This window comes from Pseudomonas sp. GR 6-02 (assembly GCF_001655615.1).
In the GTDB taxonomy this organism is placed as follows: Bacteria; Pseudomonadota; Gammaproteobacteria; order Pseudomonadales; family Pseudomonadaceae; genus Aquipseudomonas.
The window spans coordinates 818,222-835,804 of sequence record NZ_CP011567.1 but is presented as its reverse complement, the minus strand read 5'-3'; the positions used below and the strand labels follow the sequence as shown (position 1 = coordinate 835,804).

Sequence of the window (17,583 nt, the reverse complement as noted above, 5' to 3'; positions counted from 1 at the left end):
CCATCTATTGCGTTTGGTAATCAAACCAAAACATGGAGCTTCAATGAAAAATTTCGCCGTTGCATTCGTCGCCGCCTCAGCGCTGGCCTCCTCTCTGAGCGTTAGCGCCAACCCTATTCCCTTCAGGTTTCCGCACGTCGCTGGTAACTATTTTCACATCACCGGGACAGGCGCAGCTCAACGGATCGAGGTTGCCGTGGTGAAGGAAAATGGTGGGCAACCAGCCATTATCTCAGCACCGCTCAGCGACTCCGCAGCTCTCGGGGGTGAATCTTTGAATTTTGGTGACTGCGGGTCAATTCCTCTGGCCAAACAGCCTACAGCCTTGCCCATCACCAATCCGAAGATAACAAAGATTTTCCTCATGGGTAGCTTCGACGGGAGCTGTCCAATCTATCCGACACCAATCGAGCTTGTCAGGGCTGGCGACTAGCCGAAACAGCGACATTCTCGCTTTCTGGGCTCTCGACGGTACGCGCAGCGCGAAGGAAGGCAGGACTCGGACTTAGGTTCATATCAGTCGCCGATCGCCGCTGTAGGTCGCCAGCGACCATCGGTCAATGGCTCCTTCCGAAAGCGGACGGTGGCGACTGGCAGTTATTGGCCGTTCTCCGCCTGTCGTCACTACGGCGTGAGCTGGTCAAGTCGAATGCAAACGGTTGATCAGCACGAATGCAATTGACTGGTCAGTGACAATGCAAATGGTCAAGTCCATGCAATTACGCAGGCTCACATTAAAAACCGACGAACGACCACCCGACCATGGAAAACCACCGACCTCCAAGGTCTTCTAGCGCTACCGATTGGCGCAACAGCCGCCCCCAAAATACTGTTGACCGCGAGCAGAACGAGCGCTAAACCAGAACTGTACCAGCGCTGTCCTCGACAGCACCCAGGTAGCCAGAACCTTTGAGGCTACGCCACATCGTGGTGGTTCTCCCCAAGTGCGATTAGCGTCCGGCGGCTCGCACGGTCACAGCGATGTGATGGATGCCACTTCTTCCAGAATGCCCACTGCGGCAACTCATGCCCCCTCCTGGCTGCTCTGCAGCAACTTATCCGCTTGGCCATTTCTTGCGCCAACCTTTTGCCCGTCTCTTTGCCCCCTAAAGAGACGGGCGCTCTTACCGCTGCTGCAGCCCTGCTCGCATGGGGCTTTGGGGCTTTCCCCCTCGTGACAATCGGCGTGACAAACACCGAATGCTCACTCGCCACAGCGATGCAGATGATGGTGCCGCAGCCCACGGAATGGACTGCCCCTGACTGACAGTCAGGCATGCCCCGGTTATCGCATCACTGCCTTCACCCAACTCAGGATCTCGCGGTACCAGCCTCGTCAGCCAGTGCAGCCTCCACCCGCCCACCGCTATCGGTGTTCAGGAGGCCAGATCATGAGATGCCCAAGTTCCCGGTCGTAAGGAGCCGTCAGTCCCGCGTGAGTGGACAAACCTCACAGGTCGCAGGGGCCTTGATCCCTGATAACACTCAACAACCGTGGCGGGATGAGTGAGGACGAAGTCGATAATCTCTGGAGAATAGCGATGCAACTGTGCGAAGCATTCGAGCCACCACAACCATTGCTGGAATACCAGCAGGCGCCACTGTCCTACCCGGTCGAAGCACTCGGGGATCTGTTGGGCCCCGCGGTCGAACGACTGGCCGAGGTGATCGGCGTGCCCTGCGCCATGGCCGCGCAATCGGTGCTGGCCAGCGCTGCTCTGGTGAGCCAGGGTCATGCCAATGTCCAACTCGACGGCCGAACCTATCCGCTGTCCCTCTACCTACTGACGGTGGCGTCCTCGGGTGATCGCAAAAGCGCGGTGGATCACCTGGCATTAAGGGCAGCGCGCGACTGGGAGCGGCAGCAGTGGACCCTGTATGTGGAAAAGCTCAAAGCCTATCGCGCCGCTACCAGCATCATGGCCAAACCCAAAACCTCAACAGAGCGTGCTGAGGCCAAAGGCGGTGAGCTGTCCGAGCCGGTACCACCGAGACTGATCATTGCCGAACCCACCATTGAGGCCCTGGTCAAAAGCCTGTGCCAGGGCTTGCCCAGCATGGGCTTGTTCAATGATGAAGGTGGCCAGTTCTTGGGCAGCAGCACCATGAGCAAAGAGAACCTACTCAAGGCGATCACCACCTTGTCGACACTGTGGGATGGCAGCCCAATCGACCGGACGCGCTCCATGGCCGGAGAAAGCCTGCGTGCCTATGACCGCCGCCTCAGCCTGCACCTGATGCTGCAGCCCTACCTGGCCAACCAGCTGTTCAAAGACCCGGTGATCAATGGCCAAGGCATCCTCGGCCGTTGCCTGATCAGTTGGCCCGAGCGCCTGGTCGGCCAGCGGCTCTACAAGGCGATCGACTTGACCCGAGATGCCAAAGTCCAGCGCTACCAACAGCGGATCACCGCTCTGCTGCAAAAGCCCTGGTCGCTTCACAAGGATGGATCACTCAATCCCGCCGCGCTGGAGCTGACTTCCCGTGCCCGTCGTGCCTGGATTGATATTCACGACACCATCGAATGTCAGTCTGGCGAGTTCGGCGAGCTGGCCGGCGTCCAGCCTGTCGCGGGCAAGGCGGCGGCGAATGTACTGCGTATCGCGGGCGTGCTGGCCATGGTTGAAGAGGCCAGTGCGTTGGACGAAGGACACATCCAGCGCGCCTCCACGTTGATGGATTACTACCTGGCCGAGATCCAGCGCCTGACCGAACAGGAGCCGGTCAATAACCGATGCGAAGAGGCGGATCGACTGCTGCGCTGGCTGGTGCAGAAAGGCTGGACTCGCTTCACCATTCGCGACGTCAATCGCAACGGCCCTCGTTTTGCCCGCAAGAGCGCTGACCATACTGCTTCTTTATTGGTCGTGCTGATCACTCATCGCTGGCTGAGCAGCCGCGACGGGAAAACTTTCGAGGTCCGCCATGTTTCGCCTCAATGACGCGGTGCGCCGCCACCGGGCGCAACATCAACCACAGCCAGAATTGCGGTGTGTCGCTGCCTCTGTCGCCACCCTGTCGCCACGCGCCAGGCCAGAAACGACGCGGGTTGTCGCCACTGTCGCCGCTGTCGCCACACCACCCTTGGAGCCTGCTCACCTCGCCCGGCTGATCGAACAATTGCTCGAGGAAGGGGCACTGCTGCAACACCACGAGAACACCCTCCTGATCCGCTCGACGCACTGGCGGCAGCTGGACAGGCTCAGCCCTCACTGGAAAGCCCTACTGCTATTTCTGCAAACAAACGAAAACGGTGATGACGATGGCACTGGTCGGTCGGCGTGAGGGTCGCAACTTTGGCTATGGCCGCCAGCTGAGCTACGCCGGCCCACAAGCGCTCAAGGATCTGTTTGGCGGCGGCCACTTCGCCACGGTCAAAGCGCATAGCGATCGCTGGCAAGCGTTTGTGCGTTGGTGTCGGTCAGAGAACGGCCCCGGTTACAACGATGCGCGCCAGATCGATCGACAGACGCTGCAAGACTACGCCGCTTACCTGCGCCAGCAAATCCAGCAAGGTGAACTCTGCATCGCTACCGCGCAGAACCGCCTGAGCAGCGTCAACCGTACCCTCGCGGCGCTGCGCGCTGATCAGGACGTGAGGATCGCCAGTCCGAGGCAGGCCTTAGGACTGCAGCGCTCGAGCGTACGCACCCGCGCGCCGGATGGCCAGGACCGCCAACAGGTGAATCGAGTCGTGGAGGTTCTGGGCGAACAGCAACACGACCGGGTGGCCGCGATTGTCCTGTTGGCCCGAGAAACCGGCATGCGCCTACGAGAGGCAATCCTGGCTGACCTGCCACGACTGCACCGCGAAGCCGAACACTTAGGCCGCATCAACATCCAGGACGGCACCAAAGGCGGCCGCTCAGGGGCATCAGCGCCGCGCTGGGTCGTGGCAAATGAAGAGGTGAAAGCTGCGCTGCAGTTGGCTCGTAAGGCATCGCCGCCCCGCAGCCGCAACTTGCTGGCCCGAGACGAAAGCTACGCCGCGTTCCTGCAACAGACCGTGCTCCCCGCGCGCGAAACGCTGCATGAACACGGTCTGAAGGGCTTCCATGAACTGCGCGCAGCATACGCCTGCGAGCGCTACGAACAGCTCACTGGCCACGCGGCACCGGTCAATGGTGGCCACTACTATCGCATTGACCGCGGCCTTGATCAGCAGGCGCGCCAACAGATCAGCCTTGAGCTCGGGCATAACCGGATCGATGTGATGTCGGCCTACATTGGTGGCCGAGCATGACCAAGCCTTTCGATATGGCACTGTTCCTGAGCGGCGTACTGACTGGCTCAAAGGCCACTCAGCAACGACACCTACGGCAAGCCCGAATCATGCAAGCGGCCATTCAAAAACGATGGCAGCGCGATAATCCCTGGGCCTGGCAGCTCAAGCACGTGCGCTGGTTTCTCACTCAGCACCTGAAAGACCATTCCGACGCTACCCGGTATTACTATCGGCTCACAATTCTATTGATCTGGAAACGATTGGGGAGCTGCCAGCAATTGCTAACAAGTTGCACGAAAAATAAGAGCCTGCACTAATTTCTTAGACACGGTGACCGATTTATTGGGGCTTTACCGTCGGCAGCGACGGCTGCAGTCGTCCCCCAGAGGTAGGGCATTCCTCCAAAAGGCCGTGGACAATTCACCCAAAGACATCAACGCAATCTGTGTATCCAAGCGACATGGGCATTTGGAAAGAGACGGATGCTGAGGTAGGCTGCCCAACTTTTCAGAGAAACCTCACATTAGCTATGAAACTTCTCAACACATACGACGACCGTGACGAAGCCGAAGCAGCCGCCGAAAAGCTCATCGGTAACAAGCGCCTGGCCAGCGAGCGAGACGCTACCGTGGTCATCTACAACTTGTTCGGAATCCCCAACTGGGGCAATTTCCATCGACTGGGCATGTACAACTTGGGCGAGCTGAAGACTCTTCTGGAGCGTCGTGCCAGCTGGCAGGCTGCTGATCAGACCAGGCATGCAGAGATCATCGCCACGCTGCAAACCATGGCAAAGAACTACGGGATTGAAATACCAGGGCACTGGCTGTAGACAGCGAAATGGGCGCCCATCACGACGCCCACGTCCCCCAGGGACGACCTACTCAAACTCGTAGGTTTTCACCTTGAGCACATTGCAGTTTTCCTTCACTGAGCGCTGCAATGAATCATCAAAACCACTGCCACTGTTGGCTTGAATGTCGATAGATATGGTCACGTTCACGCCATGCTTGACCGTGAACTGCTGAATAACCTCATCGACTAGAGTGGCGAACTGCATTTTGGCCTTGACTGGATCCAGCTCTACGCTGGCATAGAACTGGCTGGGCAAGGGACGAGTGGGCTCTGGGCCGGGCTGCGCGTCGGGCTCGAGCTCAGGGCCTGGATCAGGATTTGGGCCTCGGCCTGGATCAGGATTTGGGCCTGGCTCAGAACTAATAAGACTCGCCTCATAAGCCTTAGCAGCACCCGGCTCGATCAGCAGATAGCTATCATTGAGGAAAATCGACGTCGACTTTCCAAATACAAATCCAAGGTAGCGCTCGTCACCTTGATCCATTTTATCCTTGCCTTGCGCCACAGCAAAAAAGTCACGGCTTTCCACACCCACACTCAGAGTACGGATAAACACTTGATCATCACGCAGGCGCGGCAGATACAAGTAGCAGCAGGTTTTCTGCCACACATCCAGCGCCCCTACTTCAGCCGCGCCGTCCTTCCAGAACCAGCGTTTGAGAATGTTGGCCAGGTGAATCGGTGCCCACTCAGTAATCAGCAATTCGTTGTCCTTGAGCACCCTCTCGATCTCCTGGGAGAGATTCGCCGCCCCAGGGTTGATCGGATAATGCTCCCAGACGATCTCCGTCAGATTGCCAGCATGTTGTACCGGCGCCAACAGCCACTTCCAGGTTTCCCGCAGCATGCGATTCAGGGTGTCCCGCGCCTGCTCCAGACTGGCGGCGGCATTCTTGCCCATCAGGTTGTCAAGGGTGATGCGATTGTCCTTGTAGTCACTAACGATGGACTCCCAGGCTAGCACCGAGCGCACGTGATCTTTCAAACGACTAACATTATCGGCATCAGCCGCTAGGAAAATCAGACGATTCTGCTTTTGCCGCGGCTGCTCGCCACGGTGCTTGAGAATCTCTGCCGCTTTGGCGATAGCCTTGCTCTGCCCGCTCTTGCTGTAGGCGGCATCGGGAGTCAGTATCACTAAGCGTAACGCCCAATCATCCGGCACATCCGCGCTGTTGGTGAACACATGCACACCACCAAAACAGCCTCCAATGTTACTCAAACGTTGACGGATAGCCGGGAATACATCCTCGCGGTCTTTGAAGCGTTTCTTACGCTCTTCCATCTCCCGGCGCAGATTCGGTCGAGTATCGAACCAGAAGTGATTGTTGCCTGTGTTCAAGTAATGCAGCTTATCTGTGAGACGACGCAAAGCATCCTTGTACAACCCGATTTGCTGTTCCGGCTGCGCACTTCCTAGCAGAACCCGTTCCAGCTCGATGCCACGTACCATCTGGTTTGCCGTAGTCGGTGCACTGCCCAGAAAGATGGTACGCGCCGTACGCCGACAGGCCTGCACAGCACCAAGGCGTGTGTCTTTGTTTTCGATCTCGGCTGTTTCGGCACGCGGGCCATCGATATCCCGATCCACCACCGGATCCCAGCCAGCCGGCAGGTAGTAGGTGAATTCGTTTCGCGTATCGGCATCACCGAATGGCAGGCTGCCAGCCATGATCAGAGGATCGTTGTTACCGTCTTGCCACAGGCTGTAGATGATCTTGGCCATCATTTTGAGCACGCCACGAGTGCGTTGGAAATTTTCCAGGCTCGACCAATCGTCATACAGGCGATCAAACACCTCGGGGTGAATCGGATAGGCCTGCTTCAAACGCTCGTAATAATGACTCTGCTGGGTTTCGGCAGGAAAGTCGGCGCTGTGGGCAGTGTAGAAATCAGCAAACTGGCGGCACACCTGCTCTGCCGCCAACTGATCATTGATACGACTGAACAACCGGCGCCGCACGATCTCGAAGGCCTCCTCGGTAGCCACCGGTTTCCACAGCGCCTGAACACGGCCGAAGTAATGTGACAGTGACTCCAGAGCACGCACGCCACGCTGACTACCAGCTTCCTTCTCCGACTCCGGCAAGGACGCCAGCATGACAGCCGTAGGCACGGCCTTGAGCGCTTCGGTAAGTGCCTGCACAAAGCTTAGATTGGAGTCGAAAGTGCCACCTGTGAGAGATACTCCTTCCTCGAACTGGCGAATATAGGCCACCAATTCGTCAACCAATATCACACATGGCGCGTACTGTTTGAGCAGCTTCTCCAGAACCTCCTTGCCTGGCGACGTACCGGAATGGTCGGCCTCAGCCACCAGCGCATAGCCACTATCTCCACCCAACTGCCAGGCCATCTCACCCCACAGTGTATGAATGCTGCTGGATCCACGGGCAACAGGCTGGTTTGGGGACGCATTGATGCCATCCAGAACGGCGATACGAGCCGGCACCAGCTCGGTTACTTTGGCCTTATTGAGAATTTCGCCAATGCCTGCCATCTCGCTGGATGGCACCTTGCCCTGGGCCAGGTGATAGACCGCCAGCATGGTGTGCGTTTTGCCGCCACCGAATGCTGTTTGCAACTGAATCACAGGATCACCGCCATTGCCAGTAAGGCGCTTGACCACTGAGTCCAGCAGAAGGCGCATTCCCTCGGTGATGAAAGTACGCTGGAAGAAAAGACGCGGATCCTGATACTCGGCGGCAGCCGTGCCAGTGTGCACGCGCGTGATGTCAGCGGCGAACTCCGCCTGCACGAAGGTGCCTGTGCGCACATCTTCATGGGGCTCGGCGATCAGTCGCCAGGGTTTCAGGCTCATTCCTTATCTCCAGTTACAACAGAGGCATGAGACAGCACTCCGCTGCTCATATGATCACAGACCCACCTAATGGCGCGCTGTGTAATTGATGCTCCATAACGTGCAGGTCGGAGCATGAGATCAGAGCTCCAAGGTGCTCTGGCTTCCGATATGACCAACTTCCTGACTAGCCTGCTCGATACCACTCCAGGCGCCTTGCAGCTCATTGTAAGCGCGAGCCTCTTCGGCCCAGCCCTGGCGTTCGCAAAGTGTGTAGAGCCGGTACATCAATGCGTTAACTGCGGCTATCTTATCGGGCATACGGGCCAGCAGCTGACCAGCAGCTGTTTCGCCATCCTGACTGAGGGCACGGATCAATTGATGCAAAACCTCCCACACAGGTACACGGTTGTCGTTTTCCGGCGACCAGTCTCGAGGCATCTCGGCCCATTTGAGCAGGCGTAGATTTCCGCCATAGCTTTCCGCCACACCGGCTTCCGTCAGGCCTCCAACGCTGGTGCCCTTGGCACGGGCCAATACATCGGCATCGCCATACTTGCCTTCAGCCCAACCATGCTGCTCGAACCAGGCCAAGCAGAACTGGGTGTCGTGATCGAAGTCATCTTCGCCGATAAAGCGGTTGATCAGTTGCAGCGCGCTGCGCACGCTCATGGTCGAACCGTCAGCTTCCAAAACTGCGCTGTATTTGCTGAACACCTCCATACCCGGGCCAATAATGGCTTGGGACAAATCCACCGGAGCCACCGGCGAGTTGATGCCGCCACGGGTCATATCCAGCAGAGCTTCCGGCAAGGTGCTATTTAGTTCGCGAATAAACTCGCGGCGAGAAATAGTCAGGGCATCTGCTGCGCGTTTGCGGCAGACCAACACGATGCTGGAGGCCAAGGCGTTGGTGCCGGAGCCAATCATCCGGCTGCCCAGCTCCGTGCGCATCGGCCAAGTCCCACTCAAGGCAAAACCGGCCTTCAGCACTGCGGCGAGGAATGTTTCCCAGCCAGTGCTGGAGGTTCCGGCCTCACCCTTGGTTTCCGCCTGCTTGAAAGCGTAGTAGATGGTCACCGGAAACGCTGGATGAGCCTGCTCGACTAGGTTGTGCATGGCGGCGGTCATGCCATCGAGGAAGAAGGCTTCGGCCTTGTCCTTGCTACCATGACGATAAGGCGTAGCCACCAATTCCTCGGCCTTAGGCACTGCCAGAGTGGCGTACAGACTCGGATATATTGACCGTAACGAGCGGCGCAGCCAGACATAGAAGAAGTCTGACAGATCCGCATAGCCGATATTGTCGTAATACGGCGGATCAGTAGAGATCAACTTATTAGCGCTCACCTTCTGTGTTTGAGCATCTGCCTGCACACTAAATCCAGCGCAACCATGGTTAAGTCGATCCAGAGCTTCCCATAGCGAATAAACTGTTCCATAAATATCCCCCCCTGCCCCACCAATCGGGTTTGTTTCTACATAATCCCAAACCATTGGTAGAGCCTGGCGACCAAAAGTGTTGCGCATGCGATCCATTTTCGACTCCCACGCGCACAGGGTCGTATTTCGGTCCGTTGCTTTATCTACTGCAAACGCTAAATAAACTCCCACCGCTTGCGCATATGCCGTGGCTCCGCAACCTCCCTGATCAAGCCCTAGACCATCGTCAACCATACCAGCAACCAGCGCATCCTCTCGCGCACGGATGATGGCTTCCTGAACCAGATCGGAGAAGGTGGTCAGCGCCACTAGTTGGCGAGCAGTAAAAAGGTCGCCCCATGTTACAAGACCATAGGGAGTGCAATTTCCTCCTGTCATACGGGTTGGGATATCACCAACTGGCTTCCAATCTGCTTGGGTAGCCAAAGCTGTCGCCTCTTGCTCGGATGTCGGAGTTAGATACACACGACCACGCCTACCCTCCGCAACAATTGCCATCAAGCGAGCCCCCATACGCCCGGCTTTACCTTCTAGCTTGATGTAATCACCGCTGACAGGGGTGCCAGACAGTAAACAAAGAAAATTCGCACCACGCCCTTCCGCCTTAGTCCCGCTTTTAGCATTTTCGGGCGGCATACCTACTTTGACGACAAAGCGGTAGCTATCCCCCTCAACCACTGGCTCAACATGAACCTCTTTACCTACCTTACTGGACAATACAAAAGTCGAAACCAGCGGCACTTCGGCGTGACTGAATGCGGGGTTGGGGCTGCGAACGGTTCGCGCCCATAGCCAGGCGATCACAGTGAGCGTTTCCCCTTGATATTGAGCAAGCTCGGGGCGCTCGACAACCATCTCTGAGGTCACCTCAATCGGTGGATACAGATCGCCGATACGCTGCTGCGCCTGTTCGTGCATCCAGGCACCATAGCGGCGTACATCTTCGGCCAGCCCCCTGGAGCCCGACCAGTCCTCAAAGGCATCACGGGTCGCCTTCTTCTTGCTGCCCTTGTCTGCTGCGACTTCTGGTCCAACAGGCGCACGATCAGCAAACTTGGGGGGGATCTCAATCATCGCCTTGTTGATGGTCACTGCCACCGGGTTAAGGTCGGAGGCATAGCTCTCGAGCCCCAAACGCTGAGCCTCCAGCGGCAGCGCGCCACCACCAGCGAACGGATCATGGAAGCCAGGTAATTTTTCCGGGTTGAATAACTCGGCGGCCTGCGGATGGCTCCTGTTGAGTTCGCAGGTCTCACGCCAGCTTTTCCAGATCTCCGCCCGAGCCCGCTCCAGCACCTCTTCGTTGTTGGTATTTTCCCACAGCACCAGGTCTTCGATAATCTTGAACAGACGCTCGCGCTCAGCTGTAGCCTTCTCTTTATTCACTCCGTACTTGAAGCCACCTCCCTGCTGGTAGCCTGGGTCGTTAACCATTTGGGCAAAAATTACCGCCCGCGCAGCTGCCAAAGGCCGCCGCGCCCACCACAAGTGCAGGGTGCTGGGATGACCATGACGAATCGACTTCTCACGAGCTGCCGCGACGTTGATTGCGTCAAGCGGCAAGGCCACTTCGATGAGCTTTTTCGGGGCTTTGATGGCAGTCATAACAGTTCCGGGGCTTCCTGGCGGATAACGTCTTCGGCAATACGGCCAAAGAACTGGCGCGTCAGGCTGAAAAAAGGGTTCAGCGTTTGGTTTCGGGGCAACAGATCGACACCAGCCAGGCAATGTAGGCTCATGTCGCTGGTAATATGTTCGTCGAAGAGCACTTCCAACTCAGCCCACCATTTACGACGAAGGGGCACGAGATAAGAGCTATTCAAGTTGAGCAGGTCGATAGTGTACTGCGCACGCTCCTGGTCTGTTGTTTCCAAACCGTGTGCCGGAACGACTCGACCATCGGACAGGTAGGCGAAAAAACGCGAGCAATCCGCTTGATGGCATGAGACGAAGCGCTGCATATCAACGCTTTGCCGCTTGCCGGGCGCATGACCTCCAAATACTTCCGCCCCTAGAGCCTTCAACGCCGGGAGGTCACTGTCGCTAGCCAGAGCACTAGCAGCGAGATTGGTGTAGTCAAAGGTCCGGTGTGGTTGCTGGCCTTTGTTCTCCACATGCTCAATGTGATAACTCAAGCCTTGCTGGTCGGAACGCAGCTCGCTATAGCAACACAACCGATACTGTTCAGACAGTAGGAGCTCCATGACCTCTGGCTTATGACCAAAGCTCTTCCAGCGGCTGGTGGCAGCTCCATGCGTTTGCGGCGGGTTGGCATGCGACTTTTTCAGGTGAAAACCACCATCACCCAGTTTACTGATGGCTCTCATCCTTTCAAAGCCTTCTGACGCTGGATACTGCGTTGCAACCGCTGTAGCTGTGGGTGCTGTTCGCCCAAGGCTTCGACCAATACCTGCATGAGCTGAATAGCGTCGGGGTCGTCGTACAGGCCCTGATCGACCATTTCAGTCACGCGTTGCAGGCCAACTTTTTCCTCAACAGGTGGCTGGGGATCAACCTGCATCACACTCTGCAGCACATCGCCGCTAGGCTCGCCATAGGTCATACCCAGCGGCAGAGCAGCAATTAACTGGCCATCCACATCAGGGCCTATGACGCGGATATTTTCGCGCCGGACAGTACTAAGCACCTGCGGGCTGTGGGTGGTGACGATGAATTGCAGTTCGGGAAAGGCGGCCTGTAATGATCCAACAATCGTTTGCTGCCATTGTGGATGCAGGAACATGTCCACTTCGTCAATCAAAGCAACACCAGGTGTCTCCAATGGAGCATTCGCGCCCAAATGCGGGTTCAGCTTGTAGGCACGGAAAGCGAGGTCGGCCACCATGGCGATTGCATTTCGTAAGCCATCGCTGAGTATTTCAACCGGCAAAACGCCATGCTGGGGGTGATACATAACCAGTTGTTGTTGGTGGCTGGCGCTATATTCAAGGTCGTGCCAGCCGGTTGCCGCCGTTACCAAAGTGTTGATGGCGGTTTTGATGACGTGAATGGTCTGCTCGAACCGACGTCCGGTTTCAGACAGTTCCGTTTTTTTCTCCAGTGCAATCAGTTGTAACTCGCGGTAGCTGCGGTACACCCAGCCATACCAGGCCGTAAATGCCTTGAAACTGGAGGTGTAAGACATGCAGTTGAGATAGCCGGAGGTGCGGGAGTATTCACTCTTATCGAGCGTGGTTTCGGCAGCGATCGATGAAAAGCGGCCTTCAAACCACAGCCGTGAGGTACCCAAGTAGGTCACAAGCGGCAGGGTCACGGGTTGATCAGCACGCACCAGTTTTTCCAACGATCGGCCATATTCCGTCATCTTCTTTACTGCAGCATCACCTGTAGTATTAGTGCCCTTTTTCATACGGAGTCGTTGCTGTATCCAGTGCTTTTTGCACTCGGTCTTAGACCAATCGCCCCAGGCCTCTATACTACTTGGTGTTTGCGGCTCCATATTATCTTCAGCCATCAATGCCATGCGCACATCATCAGTTTGTATGCTGGCTGATTTTCCAGTCTGACTTCCTAAATCGAAGCCTTTGACGTAGGGCCAGAGCGCTACCCTTGCCGCATCCAGAATTGTTGTTTTACCACCGCCATTAGGTGCAATCAGCACTGTCAGATTCTTGTGAAATTCGATCTCGAACTGTTCGAAACCGCGGTAATTCTTCAGACGCAGCTTGTCGAGCTTCACAGGCTTTCCCCCGGTTTGACTGCACGAGCCAGCAGCTCTTGCAAGTCATAGTTCACGCTAGCCACGCCGAATTCAGGCTCTGTCTTGAATGGATGCTTGATGTAGTGCGGGCCATCCACCTCATCACCATCCACCAGCACTATGGCAAGAATGAACTTCTCGCCCTGGTTGAAGCTGGAGAAGATTTCATTCTTAGTAACGGTGACGGTGGTCGAGCCTTTCACTCGGCCTTTAACCTCAATGTGGCGGTCGTCACGAATGCTGCCGTCGGCTGACACAGGTGGGCGAGCTGTGACATCCCAGCCGCACTTCTCGGCGGATACGTCCTTGATGGTGTGGCCCAGTGCTTGCTCGGCAGCGATGACTGCATGCATAGCAGCCCATTCGATACGCGAGCGAGCAGCAGCATCAGCGCAGAAGGTGCTGTCACCACGGCGCTGAGCCAACAGACCCGCAGGAATCACCAATGCGCCCCCCATCACCACTGGAGTGGATGAACTGACCTGCTGCATGGTTTGCAACTCACGTGTGCGCTGCTCCAGTCGAGCGGTGAGTTCTTCGTAGCGGCGTCGGGCATTTTCCGGCTGCATACGCGGCTGCTTGCCTGCTGCCACATCGTCGCTGAGTTTTATGTAGCGCTCCGACCAGTAGTTGATTTCCTTGACCAAGCGCTCATGCACAGCGGCCAGCACCTTTTCGCTTTGGCGCTGCACGCGGGTCTTCACTTCGCCGTAGTGCTCAGGCACCAGATGTTGAGATGCATGCTGCAGGGCTAGGTTCTCCAGATTTTGCTCGATCCAGGGAGCATTGAGTACGTCTTGAACCAGTGACAGCTCGACAGACTGGATCGGCAGCAAATCCAGATGCGGTGCCCAGCCTGCATTGATGCTGTTGCCCTGCGGGTCGATCTCGACGAATTGTAGGCGACGCGATACCACCTTCGGCTCTGCGCTGGCCTGGCTGGCACTTTCGCGCACACAGTGGTCGAGCATGAACAGTACTTTCGGCGTTATGCCGTCGTCATTGGGGTCAACCAGTACCGCTCCCTGTTTGAGCTTGCTGCGATGAGCAGAGAGGATGAGGTCGGTCAGGGCCTGCATGAGTGGATGACCTGGATGAATCAAATCTGCCATCTGCTTTCCTTGCAGCCGTACATGCTGTTTTTCAAAGCAGATGCGCTCGTACTGACGCAGCACCGGGGTGCGGCTTTCGCCTATCACGCGGTCACGCTCGCGCAGGGCGGCCGGGACGTGACGAATCTCGAAGCGCGCCGGTTCACGAGCACGCAGCTCGCCACCAACGCTGGCGAAGGCCTCATTGAAAAAGGCGCGAATGAAATATGGCTGTAGCTTACGCGCCTCGGCCTTTTCCATTTCCTCTTTGACTGCGTAGAGCTGGTCGAGGCTCATGTGCTGCTCGACCAGGGCGTTGCGCCGGAGAATTTCCTTAAGGTGCTCAGTATCCAGCGCGCCTTCGATCACTTGTGTCATCTTGGCGCGGGTTTCAGGGGCATCGCCATAACGGATGGCTTCAACCAGCAGATCTTTGAGCGAGATGTTATCGAAGGCTTCACCAAGAATGTCGAACACCTTACCACCGAGAGCCTTCTTCTCGATCTCCAGCTTGTCGAACAGTTTCTGGAACACCTCACCTTCGCGGGTTTCGTTGGCGACGATATTCCACAGATGGCAGACCTGATCTTGGCCGATACGGTGAATGCGGCCGAAGCGCTGCTCCAGACGGTTGGGATTCCATGGAAGGTCATAATTGACCATCAGGTTGGCGTTTTGCAGGTTGACGCCCTCTCCCGCTGCATCAGTGGCAATCAGCACCTGTACGCTGGGGTTGTGGCGAAACTCTTCCTGAATCTTGCGCCGCTCATCACGGTTGGTACCACCATGAATGGTAACGATGGCGTCTGGCGTACCGAGCATGTCACCAATGCGAGCCACCAGGTAATTTAAGGTGGCTCTGTGCTCGGTGAAGATGATCAGCTTACGACGATGCCCGTGGGTGAACATCTCTGGGGTATCTTGCAGGAGGCAGGACAGCTCTTCCCATTTTTTGTCGCTGCCTGACGCCACCAGTCGCTGCGCCTGGTTTTCCAGACCCTGAAGAATACAGACCTCTGTCTCCATCTCGACGATGGTTTCAGCGGCACTGGCCTGATCGACCAGTTGCTCGGCGTATTGCTCGTACTCGTCGGCGCTGAGTTCTTCATCTAGATCATCAATGTTGTCCGGCACATCAATGCGTTTCTTGACCAGATACTCACCCAGCGTGCTGGCTATGTTGCTACCGCGCAGGAGGATCTTCTCTTCCTCTATGCGGTTTTCCAAGCGTTTGCGTCGGTTGCGCAAAGACTGGTAAATGGCTTCCGGACTGGAGGCCAGTCGGCGCTGCAACTGGGTAAGAGCGAAGCCGACGTTGCTTTTTCGCTGGGCATCAAGGCGCTCAGCCAGATTCATCTGGTTGCGAACGTACTCGGTCACATCATGATAGAGCTCAGCTTCAAGATCAGAGAGCTGGTAATTGGCTGTGTAGGCACGGCGCTCGGGAAACAGCTTAGTGCCATCGAACTTGAGCAGCTCTTCCTTAACCATGCGACGCATCAGGTCGGAGACATCGACCTTGTGTGCGCCCTCGCGAAACTTGCCATAGAAGCGGTCGCCATCAAGCAGAGACAACCAAATCTGAAAGTCTTCTTCCTTGCCATTGTGCGGAGTGGCAGTCATCAGTAAAAAGTGACGAGTGATCGAGCCGAGCAGCTCACCTAGCTGGAAGCGCTTAGTCTTGTTGACCTTGTTACCGAAGTAATTAGCCGAGAGTTTGTGTGCCTCATCGACAATGATCAGATCCCAGTCAGTACTCTTGAGTTTTTGCTGATAGTCCTCATTACGCGATAACTGGTCGAGCCGGGCAATCAGCAAGTTCTGCTCTTCAAAGTAGTTACCGGAAGCACACTGCTCCTGCTTCTCACGGCTGAACACCTCGAACTTGACACCGAACTTCTCAAGCAGTTCGTCCTGCCACTGCTCGGTAAGTGAGCCGGGTGAAACGACCAATACGCGTCGAGCATCGGCACGCATGAGAAGTTCTCGGATCAGCAGACCAGCCATGATCGTTTTACCCGCCCCTGGATCATCAGCCAGTACAAAGCGCAGCGGCTGACGTGGCAGCATGGATTCGTAAACAGCGGAAATCTGATGCGGCAGCGGGTCGACGTTCGAGGTATGCACCGCCATCATCGGGTCAAACAGATAGGCCAACTGGATACGCCAAGCTTCCAAGGCCAACTTGAAATCCGCGCCTGATGAGTCAAAGGCCCAAGGCTTGCCAGCCTGTGCAAGTTCAAGACGGGCCTCGTCGGAACGGAACAGCATCTGGTCACCATAACCACCTGCCCCCTTCTGGTAGACAACGCTGACCGCCGAGTCGCCGACCTTATCGACGCTGACGATCTTCACAACCTCGTCGCCATGCAGGCCACGAATTTGGGCGTTTTTCTTGATATCTTCCAGTTTGACCATTAGTGGGCATCCTGCTGTATGGAGTGATTACCGGGGAGTTGGTAGCCTGGGGCAATGGCCAGGTTTTCCACGCCATACAGGGATAAAGGATTAGCTAAGCAAAGCTGATACTCCGGCCCCGGAAGACTGTGGTTAGGACTGCAATCGACATTCCAGCGGCGCAACAAGTAACCGACCACAGCAGCGCGACATTCTTTACGCAGCAGCCCCCCCTGCATCTGGTAATCCAACTCGATGGCCTGTTTGTAACGGATAGATGGGTGGGGACGCAGTTCGAGGTCGACGATGCGATTCCACTGTTTATCCTGGGAAACCTGCTCGTCGAACCCGACCAAACTATCGTCTAACTCTACCCGGAGGATACGAGTTAGAACGAAGTCTCGAAACTGCAGATGGCGGCGATCAAACCCCCGCGCATGCCAGCGCAGGCCAGTGCCCACCAGGCTATGTGGTACCAGCACTCTCTCCTGCTCACCACTGCTGAGCGAAACATAAGTCATGCGCACAGGCAGATGCTTGTAAATAGCCTCGCAAAGCACAGTAATCACCTGCAATGAAGGCGCATTGAGGATATGAGGCGTTTCACAGGGCCATTCCCTCTCGGCTTTACCAGGCAGCCCTTTGCTGTAGCACTGACTAAGGGCCGTCAATACAAGTTGAGGGTCATAATCGAATAGCGCACTGAATCCTTTTCCGCGCACATGCAGACGAAGACGCTTGTCGTACTCAATATTAGCCGGAGCCAGACTGTGATAATGCGCCAGATCCTTGGTTGCCTGTGCAGCGGCAATACCAAAGCGCGTCATCAGCTCCGCTCGCGAAGCCTCACCTTTCAGTAGCAATAGATGTTCAATGAAGCCTAAACGCTCACGCTGGGCATGACTTAGATCGTCCAAACCGCGAGACGGAATGACTACCGAATGATTCATCCATACCTACCAGCTGAAAAGTAGCCGGAATTCTACTCAATTTAAGCCTCACTTAGAAGACAAATTAGCCATCAACCATTTCTGCGCCATGCCACGCCACC

At 56.3% G+C, this 17,583-nt stretch carries 12 protein-coding genes; 6 read left to right on the top strand and 6 right to left on the bottom strand.

The window, feature by feature from the left end; translation table 11 throughout:
• Positions 1-43: 43 nt before the first annotated feature.
• The 6 genes from PGR6_RS03570 (at position 44) to PGR6_RS03545 (ending at position 5,057) form a co-directional block, all read left to right on the top strand.
• Positions 44-433 (top strand): hypothetical protein, encoded by a 390-nt coding sequence (locus PGR6_RS03570; protein ID WP_064616126.1) that lies wholly within the window; start codon positions 44-46, stop codon positions 431-433.
• Between the two features lie 1,108 nt (positions 434-1,541).
• A complete protein-coding gene (locus tag PGR6_RS03565) occupies positions 1,542-2,942 on the top strand; it encodes a YfjI family protein (RefSeq protein ID WP_064616125.1) in 1,401 nt (466 codons plus the stop codon).
• Positions 2,926-3,285 (top strand): hypothetical protein, encoded by a 360-nt coding sequence (locus PGR6_RS03560; protein ID WP_064616124.1) that lies wholly within the window; start codon positions 2,926-2,928, stop codon positions 3,283-3,285. Before PGR6_RS03565 ends, PGR6_RS03560 begins: the two co-directional genes overlap by 17 nt.
• Entirely contained in the window at positions 3,263-4,243 is a 981-nt protein-coding gene (locus PGR6_RS03555; RefSeq protein ID WP_064621193.1) for an integrase domain-containing protein, read from the top strand. Before PGR6_RS03560 ends, PGR6_RS03555 begins: the two co-directional genes overlap by 23 nt.
• On the top strand, positions 4,240-4,542 hold the full coding sequence (locus PGR6_RS03550; protein WP_064616123.1) for a hypothetical protein: 303 nt from the start codon (positions 4,240-4,242) through the stop codon (positions 4,540-4,542). The genes PGR6_RS03555 and PGR6_RS03550 overlap by 4 nt, the downstream gene beginning before the upstream one ends.
• Positions 4,543-4,754: 212 nt before the next feature.
• Positions 4,755-5,057 carry a hypothetical protein gene (locus PGR6_RS03545; protein ID WP_064616122.1) on the top strand — a complete coding sequence of 101 codons (303 nt, stop codon included), beginning with the start codon at positions 4,755-4,757 and terminating at the stop codon, positions 5,055-5,057.
• Positions 5,058-5,105: 48 nt separating this feature from the next.
• On the opposite strand, the gene PGR6_RS03540 is transcribed toward PGR6_RS03545, so the two are convergent.
• The 6 genes from PGR6_RS03540 to PGR6_RS03515 all read right to left on the bottom strand — a co-directional run bounded on the left by PGR6_RS03540 (position 5,106) and on the right by PGR6_RS03515 (position 17,482).
• Positions 5,106-7,901, bottom strand: a complete 2,796-nt coding sequence (locus PGR6_RS03540) for an ATP-binding protein (RefSeq protein ID WP_064616121.1) — start codon at positions 7,899-7,901, stop codon at positions 5,106-5,108.
• A 120-nt stretch (positions 7,902-8,021) separates the two neighbouring features.
• The gene (locus PGR6_RS03535; RefSeq protein WP_064616120.1) at positions 8,022-10,928 is read right to left on the bottom strand and encodes a DUF1156 domain-containing protein; all 2,907 of its coding nucleotides are present in this window, start codon (positions 10,926-10,928) and stop codon (positions 8,022-8,024) included.
• Positions 10,925-11,650 (bottom strand): retron system putative HNH endonuclease, encoded by a 726-nt coding sequence (locus PGR6_RS03530; RefSeq protein ID WP_082920817.1) that lies wholly within the window; start codon positions 11,648-11,650, stop codon positions 10,925-10,927. The genes PGR6_RS03535 and PGR6_RS03530 overlap by 4 nt, the downstream gene beginning before the upstream one ends.
• Positions 11,647-13,023, bottom strand: a complete 1,377-nt coding sequence (locus PGR6_RS03525) for an AAA family ATPase (protein ID WP_082920816.1) — start codon at positions 13,021-13,023, stop codon at positions 11,647-11,649. The genes PGR6_RS03530 and PGR6_RS03525 overlap by 4 nt, the downstream gene beginning before the upstream one ends.
• Positions 13,020-16,553: a helicase-related protein gene (locus tag PGR6_RS03520; RefSeq protein ID WP_064616119.1), complete on the bottom strand. Its 3,534-nt coding sequence runs from the start codon at positions 16,551-16,553 to the stop codon at positions 13,020-13,022. The genes PGR6_RS03525 and PGR6_RS03520 overlap by 4 nt, the downstream gene beginning before the upstream one ends.
• Complete coding sequence (locus PGR6_RS03515) at positions 16,553-17,482, bottom strand: WYL domain-containing protein (RefSeq protein ID WP_064616118.1); 930 nt, start codon at positions 17,480-17,482, stop codon at positions 16,553-16,555. The genes PGR6_RS03520 and PGR6_RS03515 overlap by 1 nt, the downstream gene beginning before the upstream one ends.
• Positions 17,483-17,583 lie beyond the last annotated feature (101 nt).

What these genes read in the sequence shown, in the direction of transcription:
- PGR6_RS03570 (WP_064616126.1), top strand. Translation starts at nt 44, where the DNA reads ATGAAAAATTTCGCCGTTGCATTCGTCGCCGCCTCAGCGCTGGCCTCC.
- PGR6_RS03565 (WP_064616125.1), top strand. Translation starts at nt 1,542, where the DNA reads ATGCAACTGTGCGAAGCATTCGAGCCACCACAACCATTGCTGGAATAC.
- PGR6_RS03560 (WP_064616124.1), top strand. Translation starts at nt 2,926, where the DNA reads ATGTTTCGCCTCAATGACGCGGTGCGCCGCCACCGGGCGCAACATCAA.
- PGR6_RS03555 (WP_064621193.1), top strand. Translation starts at nt 3,263, where the DNA reads ATGGCACTGGTCGGTCGGCGTGAGGGTCGCAACTTTGGCTATGGCCGC.
- PGR6_RS03550 (WP_064616123.1), top strand. Translation starts at nt 4,240, where the DNA reads ATGACCAAGCCTTTCGATATGGCACTGTTCCTGAGCGGCGTACTGACT.
- PGR6_RS03545 (WP_064616122.1), top strand. Translation starts at nt 4,755, where the DNA reads ATGAAACTTCTCAACACATACGACGACCGTGACGAAGCCGAAGCAGCC.
- PGR6_RS03540 (WP_064616121.1), bottom strand. Translation starts at nt 7,901, where the DNA reads ATGAGCCTGAAACCCTGGCGACTGATCGCCGAGCCCCATGAAGATGTG.
- PGR6_RS03535 (WP_064616120.1), bottom strand. Translation starts at nt 10,928, where the DNA reads ATGACTGCCATCAAAGCCCCGAAAAAGCTCATCGAAGTGGCCTTGCCG.
- PGR6_RS03530 (WP_082920817.1), bottom strand. Translation starts at nt 11,650, where the DNA reads ATGAGAGCCATCAGTAAACTGGGTGATGGTGGTTTTCACCTGAAAAAG.
- PGR6_RS03520 (WP_064616119.1), bottom strand. Translation starts at nt 16,553, where the DNA reads ATGGTCAAACTGGAAGATATCAAGAAAAACGCCCAAATTCGTGGCCTG.
- PGR6_RS03515 (WP_064616118.1), bottom strand. Translation starts at nt 17,482, where the DNA reads ATGAATCATTCGGTAGTCATTCCGTCTCGCGGTTTGGACGATCTAAGT.